The organism is Jejuia sp. G7-7, from assembly GCF_055808955.1.
The window spans coordinates 1,406,369-1,424,687 of sequence record NZ_JBVVSZ010000002.1; the positions used below are offsets into that span (position 1 = coordinate 1,406,369).

An 18,319-nucleotide genomic window follows, 5' to 3' on the forward strand; every position below is an offset into this window, starting at 1 on the left:
TTAAATTACTTTTGCTTCGTTATGAAGTAAATCAACTAACTCGTCTAAATTATCTGGAGACACCAATTTCACAGCACCTTTTGCAGCGGGTTTTTCAAATCTAACCGATGTTGTCTCAGCATTTGCATCAACAGGTTCTGTAACGGTTAGAGGTTTTTTCGAGCCATCATAATACCGCGCATGTTTGGGATGCGTAAATCACTTTCCTCAACCAATCCTTTTTGTCCGCCAATAACTAAAGGTAAAGATGTTGAAACGGTTTCTTTACCTCCATCAATTTCTCTAGTTGCAGTTGCAGATGTGCCATCAACCTCAAGTCCAATACAATTGTTTACAAAATTAGCATTAGTTAAACCAGCTAGCATGCCAGGAACCATACCTCCATTATAATCAATAGATTCTCGTCCAGCAATTACCAAATCATAACCTCCATCTTCAGCAATCTTGGCTAATTGTTTTGCGACTGAAAATCCATCATTAGCTGCCGTATTAACTCGAATTGCAGCATCGGCACCTATGGCTAATGCTTTGCGTAATGTAGGTTCTGTTTCGGCACCTCCAACATTAACTACAGTTACGTTGGCACCTTGTTTTTCTTTAAACCACATAGCGCGTGTTAATCCAAATTCGTCATTAGGATTAATCACAAATTGTACGCCATTGGTGTCAAATTTTGTGTCACCATCTGTAAAATTTATCTTTGATGTTGTGTCTGGAACATGACTTATACAAACCAATATTTTCATAATACTTAATATTAAAATGTCTTACTTTTTTTAATCGGTACGAAGTTAGTTATTTTATTTGAAAAATACTATGCATGCATAGTAAATTTTTAAAAGATTCTTTTAAATAGGTAAGCCATTTATTGTTATTTTTGCAATTCGAATTAAAAGCAATTTAATGAAGACAATTCAATTTAGAGAAGCGATTTGTGAAGCAATGAGCGAGGAAATGCGTAGAGATGAAAGCGTATATTTAATGGGTGAGGAAGTGGCAGAGTACAATGGTGCATACAAAGCATCCAAAGGAATGTTAGACGAGTTTGGAGAAAAACGTGTTATAGATACACCAATTGCAGAACTTGGTTTTGCAGGTATAGCTATTGGATCTACCATGACAGGAAACAGACCTATTGTTGAGTATATGACCTTTAACTTCTCTTTAGTTGGGATTGATCAAATTATAAACAATGCTGCAAAAATCAGACAAATGTCTGGTGGGCAATTTAAATGTCCTATTGTTTTTCGTGGTCCAACTGCTTCAGCAGGACAATTAGGGGCAACACATTCACAAGCTTTTGAAAACTGGTTTGCAAACACACCTGGTTTAAAAGTTGTTGTGCCCTCAAATCCTTATGACGCCAAAGGGCTTTTAAAAGCAGCTATTCGTGATGACGATCCAGTAATTTTTATGGAAAGTGAGCAAATGTATGGTGATAAAGGTGAAGTGCCAGAAGGTGAGTATATTTTACCAATTGGTGTTGCCGAAATTAAACGAAAAGGTGACGATGTTACTATTGTTTCCTTTGGAAAAATAATAAAAGAAGCCTACAAAGCTGCTGACGAATTAGAAAAAGAAGGTATTTCTTGTGAAATCATCGATTTACGTACTGTGCGTCCTTTAGATAGAAAAGCGATTTTAGAATCGGTAAAGAAAACAAACCGTTTAGTGGTTTTAGAAGAAGCCTGGCCTTTTGGAAATGTAGCTACTGAAATTACATATTTAGTGCAAAGTGAAGCATTTGATTATTTAGATGCTCCAGTTGTAAAATTAAATACTGCCGATACTCCTGCTCCTTATTCTCCAGTTTTATTAGCAGAATGGTTGCCAAACCATGAGGATGTTATTAAAGCTGTTAAAAAGGTTTTGTACAAATAAAATAAAACGATTTACGTTATATAAACTTCATTAGCACGATTGTTGATGAAGTTTTATTATTTATAAGATAGTCCTAAATTATTTTTTGTATTTGATGCAACCAAGACAAATACAATTTGTCTTTATAAAAGAGAATTAAAGTTTTTTAAATGAAAATTAAGCTCCTTTTTATCTTATTCCTACTTAATGCTGCTGTTGCAATAGCACAAACTAAAGTGAGCGGTTATGTGCTTGATGCCTCTAATGTACCAGTTTCGTTTGCAAATGTTTTGTTTTCGGGTTCTTCAGAAGGAACGATTACAGATGAAAACGGTAAGTTTTATTTAGAATCTGATGAAACTTGGAATGCGCTTACAATATCATTCATTGGTTACGAAACATTAAAAGTTCAGTTAGAAAAAAAGGTAAACTATAATTTAAAATTTGTTTTAAAAGAAGAAACTGCAGAACTTGATGCTGTAGTTATAGTTTCAGGAAAACAATCTAAAAAAAATAATCCTGCAATAGATATACTTAGAAAAATTTGGGAGAATAAACGAGAAAATGGTCTGAAGCAATTCAAACAATACGAATACGATAAATACGAAAAAGTAGAGTTTGATATCAATACTATTGATAGTGCGCTTATAAAAAGTAAGCTGTTTAGGGGAATGGAATTTGTTTTTGATGAAGTAGATACTTCCCGTGTTACAGGAAAAACCTATTTACCAATTTTTATTAACGAAGCAGTTTCAAAAATTTATGGGGATAATACCATTAATAAAGAAAAAGTTGACTTAAAGGGAAATAAAAATTCTGGTTTTAGTGATAATCAAGTAATTATAGATTTTGTTGGCGACTTGTATGCAGATTTTAGTGTGTATGATAATTATCTAAAGTTTTTTGATAAAAGTTTCGTTAGTCCGCTATCAAGAACAGGAATTAGTACATATAATTATGTGTTGGCAGATAGTAGTTTTATAGATAATAAATGGTGCTATAATATTATTTATTATCCAAGGCGAAAAAACGAACTGACTTTTAAAGGTGATTTCTGGGTTGCAGATACCACTTATGCTATAAAAGAAATTAACCTTCAAGCTTCCAAAAGTGCAAACATCAACTGGGTTAAAGATATCTATATAGAACAAGAGTTTGAAGTTTTAAACGATTCTCTATTTCTCGTAAAACGGGATTATATGATGAGTGATTTTGCATTTAATAAAAAGGAAAAATCACGGGGTGTTTATGGAAAGCGTACCACCTTATATGATAATTATAAATTTGATATCCCGAAGGATAAAAAGTTTTATGATCGAGAGGTTTACAATTATGATAAGGATATTTATGCTAGAGATGATGCCTTTTGGGAGGAAAACCGACTTGAGAGTTTAAATAAAGATGAAAAAGGGGTTTATAAAATGTTAGACACCCTAAAAACAGTTAAGAAATTTAAACGATTGTATAATCTGGGAAGCATTTTAGCTTCTGGATATATAGAATTTAATTCCTTGCCATTAGACTATGGCCCTATATTTTCAACCTTTGGCTTTAATGATGTTGAAGGCTTGCGTTTAAGAACTGGTGGTCGCACCTATTTTGGTAGAAATGATCTTTGGAGGCTGGAAGGTTTTTTAGCTTATGGTTTTAGAGATGATAAGTTTAAATATGGGATTTCTGGAAAATGGTTGCTTGATAAAAAGAGCAGACTCATAATTTCGGGAGGAAATAGGCGAGATGTAGAGCAAATGGGAGCAAGTTTAACGACTTCAACCGATGTTTTAGGAAGAAGTTTAGCTTCATCGTCTGTAGTTAATACAGGTGCTAATGATAAGTTAACATCTCTTAATCTTACAAGTTTTACTGTACAAGCTGAACCTTTTAGAAATTTAATTTTACGATTAGGCGGCAACTACCGTACTTTAGAATCGGCTTCGCCTACGTTTAGTTTAGATTATAACACACCTACGGGAATAGCATCTGAGATTAAACAATATGAAACTACATTTTCAGCAGCTTTTTTTCCTAAACGAAAAATGACAGGTTTTGGTGTAGAACGCAGAACAGCAAACGATAATTTTGCACGTTTGTTTGCCCAGATAAGTAGAGGTGATAAAGGTATTCTAGATAGTGATTTTGATTATACCAAAGTACAGTTGTCTTATTTACAACCTTGGCAATTAGGAGGTTTTGGTAGATTGGTTACATCTATAGAGTTAGGGAAAACTTATGGAGAAGTGCCTCTGGGACTTTTAAATGTAATCCCAGGAAACCAAACCTATTTTTCAATTTACAATACATTTTCTCAATTAGATTTTTACGAGTTCGTCTCTGATTCCTATGCCTCTTTTCATTTTGAACATAATTTTAACGGACGTTTCTTTTCAAGAGTACCGTTTTTACGAAAATTAAACCTGCGCGAAATTATTAGTGTGCGAGGTGTTATTGGAGATATTTCAAATGGAAACATTGCTTTAAACAACGTGCCAAGTAATCCTGCTAATCTTAAATTGGTGGCGCCATCTCAAGAGCCTTATTATGAATACAGTTTGGGTATAGGTAATATTTTTAAAGTATTTAGAATAGATTTTAATTTCCGGGGTAATTATAAAGATAAGATATTATATCCAGAGGCTAGAAAATTTGGAGTTACTGGAAGTTTCGGGTTTTATTTTTAATTTGCTTTATTTCAGCACGTCTCATCGGCATAATATCAATTACATTAAATAAATCTTTAAGAAGAGTAAGATTTGCTTTTTCCGAGTTTAATATTGCCATCAAGTTCTATTAAAATTATTTTAAAAGATTTTTTTGTTTTTTATAATAGTATTTTAATCGATATTACCACCTACCTGTAATCCACTCGGAACTTTTTTAGGAACACTTCTATCAAATTTATCATCATTTAAAGTATTCAAAAAAGAAATAATAGGTTTCATTTCTTTTACACTTAATTTTAAATTTTGGGCTAATGTATCAATAGATGAAACGGATACATTAGGATTTCGAGTTCTTTTGAAACTTAAATCTTCATAAAATTCTAGAACTTTTTCAAGAGTAGGTAAAGTCCCGTTATGCATGTAAGGTGCAGTAAATCTTAAATTTCTTAAGGTTGGTGTTCTGAAGCTAAATTGTTGTTTAAAACCATCATCTATGAAATCTAATTTTTCATTTTCAGGAACACTCAAAATATGCATTTTGTAATCTGAAAACATAGGTCCATTGTGACAATTAATGCAGCCAACCTTTTTAAAGAATTTAAAACCCTCTTTTTCAGCTAATGAAATAGCTGTAGAATCTCCTCTCATATATTTGTCAAAAGTGGAATTGTTGGCAATTAGAGTTCTTTCAAAATTTGCAATAGCTTTTGCAATATTTTCAATTGTGATGGAGTTTTCATGTTCAAAAGCAATTTTAAATAAATCTTGATATTCAGGAATAGCTTTTAGTCTTAAAACTACTTTTTTTAAAATAGTAGAATCTAAAAAATGAGAGCCTCGCATTTCTTCAAGAGCTTTTATGGGTTCTATAGCTTGTGCTTCCAGACCGTTAACTCTGGAATCCCAAAACATTGGTGCTTTATCCGGATTGTATTGATTAAGGGTGTCTATTCCATTAAAAGCAGTATTTAAAATAGTATGCGCATTTCGTTTTACAAAAGGAATAATATTAGGTTTGTTAAATACACGTTTGCTTGCAAAACCACGTCCGTTAACACCAATAGAGATGTCTCTAAATTCGGCGTAACCATTTTTAGGATGATGACATGTAGCGCAAGCAACATCTTTATCTCCAGAAAGAATGGGATCGAAAAATAGTAATCTCCCTAATTCAATTTTTTCTTTAGTTGATGCGTTGTTTTTAGGGTGTTTTACATGAAGAGGTAATGCGCTAGTCTGTTTTATTGTAAGGTTATCAGTAATTGTATGCTTATGTTTTTTATTTGAACAAGACCAGATTATAGAGAAACAAAACCATATTAAATAAATTGATTTTTTCAATTTTGAGAAATTATTTGTTTTTGATTATTAATATTGAATATCAATGGCTGTAAAGTTATCATTTTTTAGAATATCTTATTAAATTAATAGGTAATATTAAGAAATTGATAAACCTTTTTTTAAGGAGCTTGTTTTATTGCTTTCTGAGCATAGGTTCAGTATTTTTGCATCTCAAATTTTAAGAATTATGACGAAGCAAAAAGCAGTAACATTTGATGTGCTAATAGAAATACCTAAGGGTAGTAGAAATAAATACGAATACGATTTTACATTGCACAAAATTAGATTTGACCGTATGTTGTTTTCATCAATGATGTATCCGGGTGATTATGGATTTATACCTGAAACATTAGCTCTAGATCAAGATCCATTAGATGTATTGGTATTAGGGACTGAACCAACTTTTCCTATGGTGGTTATGGAAGTAAGACCAATAGGTGTTTTTTACATGACAGATGAAAAAGGCCCTGATGAAAAAATTATATGTGTACCAGTTTCAGATCCTATATGGAGTAAAAGAAAAGATATTTCTGATTTAAACCCTCACAGACTTAAAGAAATTGAACACTTTTTTCAAGTTTATAAAGATTTAGAGAAGAAAAAAGTAGATACAGGAGGTTGGGGAAATGCTGAAGCTGCTATCAAAATATATCATGAATGCGTAAAACGTTATGATGAAAGCGAGCACAAGAAAAAAGAACATTTACCATCTAATTGAAAGATTAATAATTTATCGCTACAAAAACTGAGTCATCTTTAATTAAAGGTGGCTTTTTTTATCACTTTAATTTTCCTATTTTTAGCCCCGTTAAAAAAATAGTAACATAACTAACTAATTAAAGAATATGGAATTAATAGTGAAATTTTTACCGCTTTTTGGTGTTGTAGCCTTAGCGTTTGTATTTATTAAAAGTGCTTGGGTAGGTAAGCAAGATGTTGGTGATGAAAAAATGTCACGGATAGCTAAGAATATTGCTGAAGGAGCTATGTCATTTTTAAAAGCTGAATACAAAGTATTAGCAATTTTTGTGGCTGCGGTAGCAGTCTTATTATATTTCAAAGGTGCCTCAGAAGCTGGATCAAGTGGTATGGTGGCTTTGTCATTTATAATAGGAGCTATATGTTCTGCATTAGCAGGATTTATAGGTATGAAAGTGGCAACTAAAGCAAATGTAAGAACTACACAAGCTGCTAGAACATCTTTAGGTAGGGCATTAGAAGTTGCGTTTGCAGGAGGTGCTGTTATGGGCTTAGGTGTTGTTGGTCTTGGAGTATTAGGTCTTAGTGGTTTATTTATGATTTATCAAGGTATGTGGCCTGGAGCAGATAATTTAACTTTAGTGTTAAATGTACTTTCTGGTTTTTCATTAGGAGCATCTTCTATTGCATTATTTGCACGTGTTGGTGGTGGTATATATACCAAAGCTGCCGATGTTGGAGCCGATTTAGTTGGTAAGGTTGAAGCTGGTATTCCAGAAGATCACCCATTAAACCCTGCTACAATTGCAGATAACGTTGGAGATAATGTTGGAGATGTTGCTGGTATGGGAGCTGATTTATTTGAATCTTATGTAGGTTCAATTATTGGTACTATGGTGTTGGGTGCTTTTATTATAACTCCTGAATTTGATGGTCTTGGTGCTGTTTATTTGCCATTGGTTTTGGCAGCAGTTGGTATCTTAATGTCAATATTAGGAACCTTTTTTGTTAAAGTAAAAGATGGAGGAAACCCACAAACGGCCTTAAATATTGGAGAATTTGGTTCTGCAGGACTAATGGTAGTTGCGTCTTACTTCATAATTGATATTATGTTAGCAGGAACAACTGGATTACCAAATGGGTCTTTAGGTGTTTTTATAGCTGTAATTGCTGGTTTAGTTGCTGGTTTAGCGGTTGGTAAAATAACAGAGTATTATACAGCGACTGGAAAAAAACCAGTAAACTCAATTGTAGCGCAATCTGAAACAGGGTCTGCTACAAACATTATTGCTGGATTAGGTGTTGGTATGATGAGTACAGCTATTCCAATTATTTTAATTGCAGCAGCTATTATCGTGTCGCATCATTATGCAGGTTTATATGGTATTGCTATTGCAGCAGTTGGAATGTTAGCTAACACAGGGATCCAATTAGCTGTTGATGCTTATGGGCCAATTTGTGATAATGCTGGTGGGATTGCTGAAATGGCAGAATTACCAAGTGAAGTTAGAGAACGTACAGATAAATTAGATGCCGTTGGTAATACAACTGCTGCTGTTGGAAAAGGATTTGCAATTGCTTCTGCAGCATTAACTGCCTTAGCTTTGTTTGCGGCGTTTATGAAAACAGCTAATGTTACTGCTATTGATGTATCTCAGCCTAAAATCATGGCTGGTTTATTAGTTGGAGGTATGTTACCATTTGTGTTTTCGGCATTGTCTATGAATGCTGTAGGTAGAGCAGCAATGGCAATGATTGAAGAAGTACGTCGCCAATTTAGAGATATTCCTAAATTAAAAGCTGCGTTAGAGGTAATGCGAGCTGTAGATTCTGATATGACAAAAGCAACTAAAGAGCAACGTGCTATTTTTGATGCTGCTGATGGTGTTGCAGAATATGATAAATGTGTTGCTATTTCTACCAAAGCATCTATTAAAGAAATGGTATTGCCAGGTTTATTGGCAATTGCGGTTCCTGTTGCTGTTGGATTTGTTGGCGGAGCTGAAATGTTAGGAGGCTTATTAGCAGGTGTAACAACCTGTGGTGTGCTTATGGCAATCTTTCAATCTAATGCAGGTGGAGCATGGGATAATGCTAAAAAAACTATCGAAGAGCAAGGTAGAAAAGGTACTGAAGCTCATAAAGCCGCAGTTGTTGGTGATACAGTAGGAGATCCTTTTAAGGATACTTCTGGGCCTTCTTTAAATATATTATTAAAGTTAATGAGTGTTGTGGCATTGGTAATTGCGCCAAGTATTGCTTTATCTTCTGATACTGTAACTGCTTATATTGAAGGTAATAGTAATGATGCAATCGAACAAGTTGAAATTCAACAACAAGTTGAAGTAAAACTAACTGAAACTAATGAAGAAGGTATTGTGAAAGCTGTTGTAACAACAGTAACTACTGAAAATGGTAAAGAGTCTACAACTTATGAAACCATTACTGGAACTAAAGCAGAGGTTGAAGCTAAAGTTAAAGCAGTAAAAAAATACTAATGCATCATAATTTATAGAATAAAAACTAAACTAAACAAACTAATTTTGATTGCATTAAAGCCACGTTTTACGTGGCTTTTCTTTTATCTTTATATGATGAATTTAAAATGAATGTTTAAAAAAGATCCGCTTCAAATAATAGTATTTCAAACCTATGGAACTTCTTGTCGCATATATTCAAGAGGAAGAGCTTTGGAAGATGAAAATATAGATTTAGAAAAAAAGGAGTTTTTAATTTATTATTTAACGCTTGGAAACGTTTTGAAACTGATGAAATAAAAAATACAGAACTCATGATAAAGATGGGTAATGATAAATTTTTCTATACTAAAACAGATAATGATGGTTATTTTAAACTAGATGAAGTTGTTAATGATATTAGTGAATATGCTAATGAGGAAGGTTGGATAAATTTAGAGTTCTCATACCGAGAAGAACAATTAAAACGAGTCATTAAATCTGATAATAGATTTCATGGAGAAATGCTTTTGCCTTCAAAAAACGCATCTTTTGGAGTTATTAGCGATATTGATGATACCATTTTGCATACAGGTTTAACGTCTACTTTAAAATGGCGGGTACTTATTAATACATTATTAACTTCGGCGGGTAAGCGCTTACCTTTAGAAGATGCGCCAGAGTTTTATCATTTATTACATCGAGGTAAAACAGGAAAGGAAGCAAACCCAATATTTTATGTAAGCCATAGCCCTTGGAATTTATACCGTTATTTAGAGTTCTTTTTAAAGAAAAATAACTTTCCAAAAGGACCAATAATTTTAAGGAGTTTTCCAAGTCCGTTCAAGAAAAAAGTTAAAAATCAAAGGCCTGAAAAACAACGAGAAATTCTTAATTTATTAAAAACTTATCCCGACTTAAAATTTATTTTAATTGGAGATAGTGGTGAGCATGACCCAGATATTTATATGGAAATTGCTGAAGAATACCCCGACAGAATTTTAGTCATTTATCTAAGAAGTGTAAAACACAAAAAAAAGATGCTTCGCGTTAAAGAGCTTTATAAAAATTATAAAACTACACCTGTACTTTTAGTTGAAAGTAGTGAGAAAGCTATTGAGCATGCAAAGACTAATGGTTTTATAACTTAAGGTTTTAATTTAAATTAATAATAATAAGTATGTTTCTATTTATATAAGACAAGAAGTTTAGCTGATTTGAACTCATTCATTTCTGCATGTCAAAAAATGAAGCATTACGTTAAAGATGTCTGTAGTAACTACAGAAATTTATTTTCTAGAACGAATAAGTTATATTTTTTATGTTAAATAATGTTTTCTTCTATTGTTATTTAAGTAATTCTATTAAATTTAGTATCAATTTGATTTTCAGAATGAAGTATTATATATTTTTACCACTTCTTTTATTCACTTCAACACATTTAAGCTTTTCTCAAAGCAAATCTCAGGCTGAAGCATATTATAACTTTTTTGATGCGTTTATTACCTATGAAAATCGAGACATATTTAATGGTTCAGAGTACATCGATGGGTTTCCTGAACTTTTAACAAAAGCAAAAACAAACAACAAGTTTTATAGAAGTTACAACTTTGTGAAAGGTTATATAGTTTATGATGGACAACCGTACTATAATTTAGAAATGAAATACGATTTGCTTCGTGATTTGGTGGTCTTAGAATTTGTAAATATAAAAGTGAATTATTTGAGCCTTAACTCTGCATTAATAGATGAATTTGAAATACTAGGAGATAAGTTTGTGAGATTACAGAATAATTCAGTTTTAAATTCTCATTATAGAAATGGGTTTTTTAAGGAAGGTTTTAATGGTAAGGTTTTTTCGGTGTTTATTAAATATAGAAAAGGTAAAAAGCAAGATTTAAGCGAAAAAAAGAGCGCTACGTATTTAATGAAAGTCAGTTTTATTTTGTAAAACACAATAATGAATTTTTTAGAATAACGTCAAAAGGGGATATTTTAAATAGCTTTCCTTCTTATCAAAAAGAGATTAGATTTTTTTATAGAAAAAATCCTGTGTTACGAAAAAACAATAAAGAGCAGTTTTTTATAAATCTGTTTACATATTTAGATGAAATAAATTTAAAAACAGTAAAAAACTGAATCATTAGGAATGAAGGTATTTAAAACTATATGCACATTCATTTTATTTTCACAATTTCTGATAGCTCAGTCTAATAAGAAAATATCCATTTCTTTTGATGAAGTTACCATAATAGATGCTTTGCTGCAATTAGAGGAAGCTTCTAATTATCAATTTTATTTTGATGAAAAGTGGTTTAGAAAATCTTTGATTTCAAAATCATTTCAGGATGCAGATATCAAGTTTATTCTGGATGAAATTTTAGTTGAAACACCAATTAATTACTTTATTCTTGAAAATAAAATTATTCTAACCAAGAACAATGCAATAAGAAATACCCTGCCATCTAACTTTTTTAATTCTGATGTAGATCAAGACTCAGAACAAGAACAACTTGATATAAAAGCCCCAGTATTACAAAAAGAGTATGTGAGTGCTGCTAAATTTAGCAAAGAAAAGGTTTACTATGTTGGTAAAGAAAACAAAAACTCAACAAAAAAAGTATTTAAATTATCAGGCCGTATTATTGACGGTAAAACAAAAAAGCCGATAGATAATTTAGATGTCTACATTAAAGGTACAAGCATAAACACTCTAACCAATAATTTGGGATATTTCACTCTTAATGTGCCAAAAGGGTTTCATGTTTTAGAAATTGCTTCAATTGCATATGGGAAGTATGAAAAGCAAATAGTAATTTATGGAGAAGGGGTTTTGAACTTTGAATTAGAAGAAGATGTTGAAGAACTCGAAGAGGTTGTCATTCAATCTGATAAAGATGAAAACATCAAAAGTGTAGAAGTTGGTGTTACCAAAATTGATGTTCAAGGTGTTAAAAACATTCCGTTAGTTTTAGGTGAAAGAGATATTTTAAAAGTTGCTACTACAATGCCAGGAGTAAAAACAGCTGGTGAGGGTGCCTTAGGATATAATGTTAGGGGCGGAAAAGTAGACCAAAACTTAATTCTTTTTGATGATGCAGTAATTTATAATCCTTCGCATTTTTCGGAATATTTTCAGCAATAAATCCGTTTGCAACAGGAAGTGTTAATATTTATAAAGGAAGTATCCCCTCAGAATTTGGAGGAAGATTATCATCCGTTATAGATATTTCAACTAAAGAAGTAAACGTAAAAGAGTTTTCAGGTGAAGGCAATATTGGACCTGTAACGGGAAATTTAATGGTTGAGGTGCCGTTAGAGAAAGGTAAATCTGGTGTATTAATTGGTGGAAGAGCTACATATTCTGATTGGGTTTTAAAGTCTATTTCCGAAGAATCTATAAAAAACAGCAAAGCTTCTTTTTATGATGCTGTAGTAAAATATAATCATAAAATTGACATCAATAATTCAATACAAGCAACAGCATATTTTAGTAATGACGAGTTTAGTATCACTTCAGATTCTATTTTTAGATACAGTAACAAATTGGCTTCTGTAAAATGGAATCATACCATAAACGAGAAAAATAGAACTACCGTACAATTAGCAACAAGTCAATATAAATTCAATATTCTTTATGATGGCATTTTTAATAGAAATTTTGATTTTGGATATAGTATCAACGAAACTCAACTAAAACTAAAAGCCAAATATTTACATAGTAAAAAACACAAATTCACTTATGGATTAAGTAGTAAATTGTATGCCATAAACCCAGGAGATATAAATCCTTTAGGAGGAGAATCTATAATAGAACGCAAAAGCGTTGATAGGGAAAAAGGACTAGAGTCAGCAATATTCATTTCTGATTTGTATGAAGTAAATAAAAAACTCCTTATAGACTTAGGTTTTAGATATTCTGTATACATGGCTTTAGGACCTGGAACTCAAAATATTTATGCGTCAAATGCACCTGTAAATTCAGAGTCGGTTATTGAAACGAAACAATATGGTAATAATAAGTTTATAAAAACATATGGAGGTCCAGAGCTTAGGCTTTCTGCAAGATATTTTTTATCACCTACCACTTCTATAAAAGCAGGTTACAATAAAACCATTCAATATTCTCACTTGTTATCTTCAAATACAACAGCCTCTCCAATAGATTCATGGAAATTATCAGATTTAAACATTGAGCCACAACGAGCGCAACAAATATCATTGGGGATTTTCAAAAATTTTGATGATGGTTTGTATGAAATGAGTGTTGAGGGTTATTACAAAAAAATGAAAAACCTATTAGATTTTAAAGTAGGTGCAGAGTTATTGCTTAATCAAAATATAGAAACTGAACTTCTCCAAGGCGATGGAAAAGCTTATGGGGTAGAATTTTTATTAAAAAAGAAACAAGGTAGGTTTAATGGCTGGCTTGCTTACTCATATTCTAGAACTTTTGTGAAACTCGATAGTCAGTTTTTGACCGAGAGAGTAAATAACGGGGATTATTTTGCCGCCAATCAAGATAGACCACATGATGTTAGTTTAATATCAAATTTCAGATTGACAAAACGTTATAGTTTCTCTATGAATTTCAATTATCAAAGTGGTAGGCCAATCACATATCCTGTTGGTAAGTATATATATAATGGTGCCGAACAAGTATTATATAGCGATAGGAATAAATTTAGAATACCTGATTATTACAGGTTGGATTTAGGGCTTAATATTGAAGGGAATCATAAAAATGTTAAACTTGCCCATAGTTTTTGGAATATTTCGGTGTATAATGTTTTGGGAAGAAATAATCCTTTTTCTGTATTTTTCGTGAACGAACAAGGACAAATTAAAGGCTACAAGTCTTCAATATTTGCTATTCCTGTGCCAACAATAACATATAATTTTAAATTTTAAAATGAATTTTAAAACGTTATATAAAACTGTTTCTCTGCTAATTTTATTGGTAAACTTAGGCTGTACCGAAGAGTTTCCATTGGTTACAGAATCGTTTGAAGATGTTTTGGTTGTTGAGGCTACAATTACTGATGAATTGAAAACTCAACAAATTAAACTTACCCGTACATTTGCATTAGAAGAAGGAAGTCCTGTTTTTGTAAATAGCGCAAATGTAAAAGTTGAGGATAGTAATAATAACATATACAATTTTATCGGTACTGGTTCAGGGATTTATAATTCTGTTAATGAATTTAAAGCAGAACAGGGTGTGACTTATAAATTATTAATTACAACACCAGGTGGGAAAGAGTACATCTCGAATGAGGAATTATTAGCTCCAAAAGCAGAAATCGAGAACCTTTATGCCGAATTAATTACATCTGGAGGTAAAATCGGAGTTCAAGTTTTTGTTGATTCTAATGATAATTTGGGTGAGGCAAATTATTTTAGATACGAATATGAGGAGGCTTATCAAATAATACCTAAGTTGTTTTATCCTTTAGATTTAATTCCAATAAACGTTAAAAATGCTGAGACAGACTCTATTAGCTACGATTTAGAGGAAGTAACAAGACCTGAAAGCGAAAGAGTGTGTTATTCATATAATAATTCAAATGAAATTATATTAACCAATACAAATGGTCTAACAGAACAAAGAGTGTCTAAATTCCCGGTTCGTTTTATTGCTGCTGATGATGACCGTTTGAGAGATCGCTATAGCATTTTAGTGAAACAATATGTCCAATCGCCCGATGCTAATAATTTCTATAAAGTATTGAAGGATTTGAGTTCAGATGAAAGCTTACTTATTGATAATCAACCAGGTTTTGTGCGTGGAAATATTAATTCAAGTCAAAATACTGATGAGAAAATTCTAGGTTTTTTTGATGTTTCTTCAACAAATTCGAAAAGAATTTTCTTTAATTATGACGATTTTGGACTTGAAATACCACCATATTTTTTTACTTGTGAAATTATAAAATTTAACACAGAAGTTACAGGGCCACCAACTAACGAAAGGTTGAGATTATATGAGTCTTTAGTGAATAAGGGCTTCAAATTTTTGGGTAGTGAAGAAGAAAATGAATATTCAATTGTTCGACCAGAATGTGGAAATTGTAGCTCATTTTCATCAAGTATAAAACCGGAATTTTGGGAAGATTAATGAGATATTTAGCATACATACCTGTTATTATTTGTTGTTTGTTTTTTGATGTGGCAATTGGTCAGGTGCAGGAAGATGTCCAAAATAAAATGAAGAGCATAATTCCTAACGAAAAAGTTGAACTTCATTTAAATACAAATCTATTACTTACAGGAGAAACTATATTTTATAACCTATTCTGTTTGTTTGAAAAAACAAACATCCCTAGTAATATAAGTAAAATTGCTTATGTTGAACTTATAGGTGAAGAAAAAAACAGTCTGTTTAGGCATAAGCTTAAGTTGTCAAAAGGATTGTCAAACGGACATTTTTTTATACCTGCAAACGTAAAAACAGGTAGTTATAAGCTAGTAGGATACACACAATGGATGAAGAATAATCCAGAAAATCCATTTTTTCAAAAAGATGTGTATATAGTAAATCCTTATGTTGAAAGTCCAAATTTAAAGAGTAATGGTTCTGAGGAAAATAATTTGGCAATTGTTAAAATTAAGAATAATGAAAACAGAGAATCGATTAAAGAGGAATCTCAAAGTATAATATTAAAATCAGATTCTGAGTTATACAAGTCAAGAAGTAAAGTTACAATGGAAATAAATAACTTATTGGGAGTTTCAGCCTATGGTAATTATGCTTTATCCGTTAGAAAATTAAGTGATGTAGAAGTGGAAGCAAAACAGAATAATGTATTAAATATTGCAAAGGTGAATAACAAGTTTTATTTGCCAGAGCTTAGAGGGGAAATTCTATCTGGGCATGTGGTTTCAAAACAAAAGGATTCTGTTGTAGGAAATAAAATTGTAGCATTGTCAATTCCAAGTAAAAACTATGTGTACAAAAATGTAATTACTGATGAATATGGACGCTTTTATTTCAATCTTTACGAAAATTATGATAATTCTAAAGGTGTATTACAAGTTCTAGATGCCAATAAAGAAGATTTTAAAATTATCTTAGATGATAAATCATTTGAATATTTTGACGATCTAAAATTCAAAAATATATATTTAAAGGAGCATATAAAAGATTGGTTAGTTAGTAAAAGTATTTCTAATCAGATTGAAAATGCCTATAACTCATCAAAATTAGATAGTATAATTTATAGAAATCCAGTTGTTCCTTTTTATGGAGAACCAACAATGACTTACAAATTAGATGATTATAAGAGGTTTTCAAGTTTAAGAGAGACTTTTGTTGAAGTAGTTGAAGGTGTTGGAGTAAGAGAAAATAAAGGAAACTATATGTTTAAAGTTTATTCTCAAGAGGATTTATATACTAACCCTTTTGGTAGCTTTGAGCCTTTAATACTTGTAGATGGAGTGTTGCTTCAAGATAACCATAAAATCATAGACTTTAGTCCTTATAAAATTGATAAGATTAGTTTTGTTAAAGGAATACATTTTTATGGACCAAGTATATTTAATGGTATTGTTGATTTTAAAACAAAAAATGGAGATTTCTATTTGTCTTCTAGTTCAGAAGAAGGGTTGAGTTATTTTGAACTTAACGTTCCTCAGGAAAATAAGAAGTACTATCATCCAGATTATGATAATAAAACAGAAGGACTTAATAGAATTCCAGATTATAGACACCAGTTACTCTGGAAACCAGATATAACATTAAAATCTAACCTAAAGTCACTAGAGTTTTATACTTCGGATGTAGAAGGTCTTTACGAAATGGTGCTTGAGGGCTATACTATTAATGGAAACTATGTAAACTCTAAAGGGTATTTTGAGGTGAATAATAATTGATTAACCTAAAATAGTCCATTAATTTCAGCGTCAATAGTATTGATTACTTCTCCAAGATCTTCTGGTTTATCAACAAAGTTTAAATTATCAACATCAATTATCAGTAATTTCCCCTTCTTATAACCATGAATCCAAGCTTCGTAGCGTTCGTTTAATCTACTTAAATAATCTATACTAATAGAGTTTTCGTAATCTCTTCCACGTTTATGGATTTGAGATACTAGGTTAGGAATAGAACTACGCAAGTATATTAATAAATCTGGTCCTTGTACCAAAGATTCCATTAAATCGAATAAAGAGCGATAGTTTTCAAAATCTCTATTTGTCATGAGCCCCATGGCATGTAAGTTAGGTGCAAAAATATGGGCATCTTCATAAATGGTTCTGTCTTGAATAATATCTTTTCCGCTTTCACGAATCTGTAAAACTTGACGAAAACGACTGTTTAAAAAGTAAACTTGCAAATTGAAACTCCATCGTTCCATTTGATTGTAAAAATCATCCAAATATGGATTGTCTACCACATCTTCAAGCTGCGCTTCCCATTTATAATGTTTTGCAAGTAATTTTGTAAGCGTTGTTTTTCCAGCGCCAATGTTTCCGGCAACAGCAATATGCATAGTTTTAATTGATTTTTATTTGGAATTCTTGGAGAGTTTCATCGTTGTAAATATACAAGGTTTCGTTGATTACAAAAAACTGTTCTATTAAAATATTATCAGTTTTTATCGGAATTACTTTTTTAGAATCTTTTCCTAAGAAAAATAAACTGTTGGCTTTTTGTAGATATATAGATTCATTATTTTCAACCAATTTGATGTAATCATCGTTTTTTAATTTTTTCACAGCACTTCCAAAGTAATTATAAATAAGTAACTCGTCTTTGGTTAATAAATAACAATAATTGTAGTTGCTTTTTAAATCTAGGATAGGACTGTCAATTGGTTTTAAGGTTTGTGCTTTTGTAGTTCTAGTTTTATAATCAAATACTTCTAGAAGCTGTGTATCTTGATTAAAAAGCCATATAGTGTTATCATATCCTGTTGAAATATGAGATGCATTTTTGTAATTATTTATTGAGCTGAAATCTATTTTAAATATTTCAGCTAAACGATTATCGAGAATAATTGCAGTATTTAGTTCTTGGTAAAATAAGTTAATTTTTAAAGGATTAAAGCTATTTGCCGTAGTGAGTTCTCCTAATTGTAAATTGTTATAACTAATAGTTTCGCTTTTGTTTTTCTTGTAAATAGTATTTGATTTGGTATAAAAAATAGTACCAAAATTATCGATACCAACAATGGTATCTGCTTTAAATACTGTTTTTTTTACAGGCGCAATTTCAATAGATTCTTGAGCGCCTATTGAAAAAATTAGAAAGAAAAATAAATAATTAAGGATTCTCATTGTAGTTTGAAAAGTACAAAAATC

Annotated in this window: 14 protein-coding genes and 1 pseudogene; 11 read left to right on the forward strand and 4 right to left on the reverse strand. The window is 31.4% G+C overall.

Annotation, left to right across the window (positions count from 1 at the left end):
* Positions 1-746 (reverse strand): annotated as a pseudogene (locus AC0L5U_RS16780) (electron transfer flavoprotein subunit beta/FixA family protein).
* A gap of 157 nt (positions 747-903) precedes the next feature.
* Here AC0L5U_RS16780 and AC0L5U_RS16785 point away from each other — a divergent pair.
* Together AC0L5U_RS16785 and AC0L5U_RS16790 are read left to right on the forward strand one after the other, a co-directional pair.
* On the forward strand, positions 904-1,881 hold the full coding sequence (locus AC0L5U_RS16785) for a pyruvate dehydrogenase complex E1 component subunit beta (protein ID WP_473417603.1): 978 nt from the start codon (positions 904-906) through the stop codon (positions 1,879-1,881).
* Between the two features lie 149 nt (positions 1,882-2,030).
* A complete protein-coding gene (locus AC0L5U_RS16790) occupies positions 2,031-4,538 on the forward strand; it encodes a DUF5686 and carboxypeptidase-like regulatory domain-containing protein (protein ID WP_473417604.1) in 2,508 nt (835 codons plus the stop codon).
* Between the two features lie 153 nt (positions 4,539-4,691).
* Here AC0L5U_RS16790 and AC0L5U_RS16795 read toward each other — a convergent pair whose 3' ends face one another.
* Positions 4,692-5,861: a cytochrome-c peroxidase gene (locus AC0L5U_RS16795; RefSeq protein WP_473417605.1), complete on the reverse strand. Its 1,170-nt coding sequence runs from the start codon at positions 5,859-5,861 to the stop codon at positions 4,692-4,694.
* Positions 5,862-6,048: 187 nt separating this feature from the next.
* Here AC0L5U_RS16795 and AC0L5U_RS16800 point away from each other — a divergent pair, with 187 nt between their 5' ends.
* The 9 genes from AC0L5U_RS16800 to AC0L5U_RS16840 all read left to right on the forward strand — a co-directional run bounded on the left by AC0L5U_RS16800 (position 6,049) and on the right by AC0L5U_RS16840 (position 16,888).
* Positions 6,049-6,579 carry an inorganic diphosphatase gene (locus AC0L5U_RS16800; protein WP_473417606.1) on the forward strand — a complete coding sequence of 177 codons (531 nt, stop codon included), beginning with the start codon at positions 6,049-6,051 and terminating at the stop codon, positions 6,577-6,579.
* 127 nt (positions 6,580-6,706) lie between these two features.
* Positions 6,707-9,058: a sodium-translocating pyrophosphatase gene (locus tag AC0L5U_RS16805; RefSeq protein WP_473417607.1), complete on the forward strand. Its 2,352-nt coding sequence runs from the start codon at positions 6,707-6,709 to the stop codon at positions 9,056-9,058.
* A gap of 111 nt (positions 9,059-9,169) precedes the next feature.
* Positions 9,170-9,337, forward strand: a complete 168-nt coding sequence (locus AC0L5U_RS16810) for a hypothetical protein (RefSeq protein ID WP_473417608.1) — start codon at positions 9,170-9,172, stop codon at positions 9,335-9,337.
* A 14-nt stretch (positions 9,338-9,351) separates the two neighbouring features.
* Positions 9,352-10,167 carry an App1 family protein gene (locus AC0L5U_RS16815; protein WP_473417609.1) on the forward strand — a complete coding sequence of 272 codons (816 nt, stop codon included), beginning with the start codon at positions 9,352-9,354 and terminating at the stop codon, positions 10,165-10,167.
* Between the two features lie 242 nt (positions 10,168-10,409).
* Positions 10,410-10,967: a hypothetical protein gene (locus AC0L5U_RS16820; RefSeq protein ID WP_473417610.1), complete on the forward strand. Its 558-nt coding sequence runs from the start codon at positions 10,410-10,412 to the stop codon at positions 10,965-10,967.
* Between the two features lie 198 nt (positions 10,968-11,165).
* Positions 11,166-12,161 carry a carboxypeptidase-like regulatory domain-containing protein gene (locus AC0L5U_RS16825; RefSeq protein ID WP_473417611.1) on the forward strand — a complete coding sequence of 332 codons (996 nt, stop codon included), beginning with the start codon at positions 11,166-11,168 and terminating at the stop codon, positions 12,159-12,161.
* A 164-nt stretch (positions 12,162-12,325) separates the two neighbouring features.
* Positions 12,326-13,927 (forward strand): TonB-dependent receptor plug domain-containing protein, encoded by a 1,602-nt coding sequence (locus tag AC0L5U_RS16830; RefSeq protein ID WP_473417612.1) that lies wholly within the window; start codon positions 12,326-12,328, stop codon positions 13,925-13,927.
* Position 13,928: 1 nt separating this feature from the next.
* The gene (locus tag AC0L5U_RS16835; protein WP_473417613.1) at positions 13,929-15,134 is read left to right on the forward strand and encodes a DUF4249 domain-containing protein; all 1,206 of its coding nucleotides are present in this window, start codon (positions 13,929-13,931) and stop codon (positions 15,132-15,134) included.
* The gene (locus AC0L5U_RS16840) at positions 15,122-16,888 is read left to right on the forward strand and encodes a hypothetical protein (protein WP_473417614.1); all 1,767 of its coding nucleotides are present in this window, start codon (positions 15,122-15,124) and stop codon (positions 16,886-16,888) included. Before AC0L5U_RS16835 ends, AC0L5U_RS16840 begins: the two co-directional genes overlap by 13 nt.
* Positions 16,889-16,893: 5 nt before the next feature.
* Here the strand turns inward: AC0L5U_RS16840 and AC0L5U_RS16845 are convergent, their stop codons facing one another.
* Positions 16,894-17,508 carry a deoxynucleoside kinase gene (locus AC0L5U_RS16845; protein WP_473417615.1) on the reverse strand — a complete coding sequence of 205 codons (615 nt, stop codon included), beginning with the start codon at positions 17,506-17,508 and terminating at the stop codon, positions 16,894-16,896.
* 4 nt (positions 17,509-17,512) lie between these two features.
* Positions 17,513-18,295 (reverse strand): hypothetical protein, encoded by a 783-nt coding sequence (locus AC0L5U_RS16850; protein ID WP_473417616.1) that lies wholly within the window; start codon positions 18,293-18,295, stop codon positions 17,513-17,515.
* Positions 18,296-18,319 lie beyond the last annotated feature (24 nt).

Bases quoted from the DNA above. Each gene is read 5' to 3' on its own strand.
- AC0L5U_RS16785 (WP_473417603.1), top strand. From the start codon at position 904: ATGAAGACAATTCAATTTAGAGAAGCGATTTGTGAAGCAATGAGCGAG.
- AC0L5U_RS16790 (WP_473417604.1), top strand. From the start codon at position 2,031: ATGAAAATTAAGCTCCTTTTTATCTTATTCCTACTTAATGCTGCTGTT.
- AC0L5U_RS16800 (WP_473417606.1), top strand. From the start codon at position 6,049: ATGACGAAGCAAAAAGCAGTAACATTTGATGTGCTAATAGAAATACCT.
- AC0L5U_RS16805 (WP_473417607.1), top strand. From the start codon at position 6,707: ATGGAATTAATAGTGAAATTTTTACCGCTTTTTGGTGTTGTAGCCTTA.
- AC0L5U_RS16810 (WP_473417608.1), top strand. From the start codon at position 9,170: ATGTTTAAAAAAGATCCGCTTCAAATAATAGTATTTCAAACCTATGGA.
- AC0L5U_RS16815 (WP_473417609.1), top strand. From the start codon at position 9,352: ATGATAAAGATGGGTAATGATAAATTTTTCTATACTAAAACAGATAAT.
- AC0L5U_RS16820 (WP_473417610.1), top strand. From the start codon at position 10,410: ATGAAGTATTATATATTTTTACCACTTCTTTTATTCACTTCAACACAT.
- AC0L5U_RS16825 (WP_473417611.1), top strand. From the start codon at position 11,166: ATGAAGGTATTTAAAACTATATGCACATTCATTTTATTTTCACAATTT.
- AC0L5U_RS16835 (WP_473417613.1), top strand. From the start codon at position 13,929: ATGAATTTTAAAACGTTATATAAAACTGTTTCTCTGCTAATTTTATTG.
- AC0L5U_RS16845 (WP_473417615.1), bottom strand. From the start codon at position 17,508: ATGCATATTGCTGTTGCCGGAAACATTGGCGCTGGAAAAACAACGCTT.
- AC0L5U_RS16850 (WP_473417616.1), bottom strand. From the start codon at position 18,295: ATGAGAATCCTTAATTATTTATTTTTCTTTCTAATTTTTTCAATAGGC.